Origin of the sequence: Actinoplanes sp. NPDC049118 (assembly GCF_040648555.1) — a bacterium.
Lineage (GTDB): Bacteria > Actinomycetota > Actinomycetes > Mycobacteriales > Micromonosporaceae > Actinoplanes.
Genome location: NZ_JBEZDY010000065.1, coordinates 2,501 through 5,294, shown reverse-complemented (window position 1 = coordinate 5,294; position 2,794 = coordinate 2,501). Strand labels below are relative to the sequence as shown.

General features: G+C 56.6%; 2 rRNA genes (1 of these 2 only partly in view). Both read right to left on the bottom strand.

The window, feature by feature from the left end:
• Positions 1-7 precede the first annotated feature (7 nt).
• Positions 8-124: ribosomal RNA gene (gene rrf / locus AB0B58_RS42165) — 5S ribosomal RNA — on the bottom strand.
• 118 nt (positions 125-242) lie between these two features.
• Positions 243-2,794: ribosomal RNA gene (locus AB0B58_RS42160) — 23S ribosomal RNA — on the bottom strand (it continues 559 nt past the right edge of the window).

The following is a 2,794-nucleotide window of genomic DNA, read 5'->3' as shown; positions in this document are numbered from 1 at the left end:
ACGTTAAGTCCGGCGGCGTCCTACTCTCCCACACCCTCCCGAGTGCAGTACCATCGGCGCTGGAGGGCTTAGCTTCCGGGTTCGGAATGAGACCGGGCGTTTCCCCTCCGCTATAACCACCGAAACAGCTATCAGCGACACAACCACACACCCCAAACACACCCCCCGAAAAAAGTACTAGGGGGTAGGGGTGGTTGTTTGCTGTGAATCACACAGTGGACGCGTCGAGCAAAAAGTTTAGAGTGGTTAAGCCCTCGGCCTATTAGTACCGGTCGACTGAACCTATTACTAGGCTTACATCTCCGGCCTATCAACCCAGTAGTCTAGCTGGGAGCCTTACCCACTCAAGGTGGTGGGATACCTCATCTCGAAGCGAGCTTCCCGCTTAGATGCTTTCAGCGGTTATCCCTTCCGAACGTAGCCAACCAGCCGTGCCCCTGGCGGGACAACTGGCACACCAGAGGTTCGTCCGTCCCGGTCCTCTCGTACTAGGGACAGCCCTTCTCAAGTATCCAACGCGCACGGCGGATAGGGACCGAACTGTCTCACGACGTTCTAAACCCAGCTCGCGTACCGCTTTAATGGGCGAACAGCCCAACCCTTGGGACCTGCTACAGCCCCAGGATGCGACGAGCCGACATCGAGGTGCCAAACCATCCCGTCGATATGGACTCTTGGGGAAGATCAGCCTGTTATCCCCGGGGTACCTTTTATCCGTTGAGCGACACCGCTTCCACACGCAAGTGCCGGATCACTAGTCCCGACTTTCGTCCCTGCTCGACCTGTCAGTCTCACAGTCAAGCTCCCTTGTGTACTTACACTCAACACCTGATTGCCAACCAGGCTGAGGGAACCTTTGGGCGCCTCCGTTACCTTTTAGGAGGCAACCGCCCCAGTTAAACTACCCACCAGACACTGTCCCTCGACCCGATCAGGGCCGCAAGTTAGATACCCAAATCCAACAGAGTGGTATTTCAAGATTGCCTCCACCCGAACTGGCGTCCGAGCTTCACAGGCTCCCACCTATCCTACACAATTACATTCGGATACCAATGTCAAGCTATAGTAAAGGTCCCGGGGTCTTTCCGTCCTGCCGCGCGTAACGAGCATCTTTACTCGTACTGCAATTTCGCCGGGCCTGTGGTTGAGACAGTGGGGAAGTCGTTACGCCATTCGTGCAGGTCGGAACTTACCCGACAAGGAATTTCGCTACCTTAGGATGGTTATAGTTACCACCGCCGTTTACTGGCGCTTAAGTTCTCCGCTTCGCCCCGAAGAGCTAACAGGTCCCCTTAACGTTCCAGCACCGGGCAGGCGTCAGTCCATATACATCGTCTTACGACTTGGCATGGACCTGTGTTTTTAGTAAACAGTCGCTTCCCCCTGCTCTCTGCGGCCATACCACGCTCCACCCGCAAGGGGCTTCACGCGTCCGGCCCCCCTTCTCCCTAAGTTACGGGGGCAATTTGCCGAGTTCCTTAACCACAGTTCGCCCGTCGCCTCGGTATTCTCTACCTGACCACCTGTGTCGGTTTGGGGTACGGGCCGCTCGGAACATCGCTAGAGGCTTTTCTCGGCAGCATAGGATCACTGACTTCACCTGAATCGGCTCGGCATCACGTCTCAGCCTACATGTGTCACGGATTTGCCTATGACACGGCCTACACGCTTACCCCGGCACAACCACCGGCCGGGCTCAGCTACCTTCCTGCGTCACCCCATCGCTAAACTACTACCCACCAGGATCCCAGACTCCCCACCCTTGACCCGAAGGTCGCCGGCAGATCGCGTGGTTAGCATAATGAGGTTCGTCTTGGGCGCTCCTTTGCGGGTACGGGAATATCAACCCGTTATCCATCGACTACGCCTCTCGGCCTCGCCTTAGGCCCCGACTCACCCAGGGCGGATTAGCCTGGCCCTGGAACCCTTGGTCATCCGGCGGAAGGGTTTCTCACCCTTCATTCGCTACTCATGCCTGCATTCTCACTCGTGTAGCGTCCACGGCTGGATCACTCCGCCGCTTCACCCGCCACACGACGCTCCCCTACCCATCCACACACCTGGATCAGCCGACGAATCGACCAACCGGGTTAATATGTGAATGCCACAGCTTCGGCGGTGTGCTTGAGCCCCGCTACATTGTCGGCGCGGAACCACTTGACCAGTGAGCTATTACGCACTCTTTAAAGGATGGCTGCTTCTAAGCCAACCTCCTGGTTGTCTATGCGACCCCACATCCTTTTCCACTTAGCACACGCTTAGGGGCCTTAGCTGGTGATCTGGGCTGTTTCCCTCTCGACTACGAAGCTTATCCCCCGCAGTCTCACTGCCGCGCTCTCACTTACCGGCATTCGGAGTTTGGCTGATTTCGGTAAGCTTGTAGGCCCCCTAGACCATCCAGTGCTCTACCTCCGGCAAGAAACACGCGACGCTGCACCTAAATGCATTTCGGGGAGAACCAGCTATCACGGAGTTTGATTGGCCTTTCACCCCTAACCACAGGTCATCCCCCAACTTTTCAACGTTGGTGGGTTCGGTCCTCCACGCAGTCTTACCCACGCTTCAACCTGCCCATGGCTAGATCACTCCGCTTCGGGTCTAGAACATGCGACTGAAAACGCCCTATTCAGACTCGCTTTCGCTACGGCTGCCCCACACGGGTTAACCTCGCCACATGCCACTAACTCGCAGGCTCATTCTTCAAAAGGCACGCCATCACCCCGAAAGGCTCTGACGGATTGTAGGCGAACGGTTTCAGGTACTATTTCACTCCCCTCCCGGGGTACTTTTCACC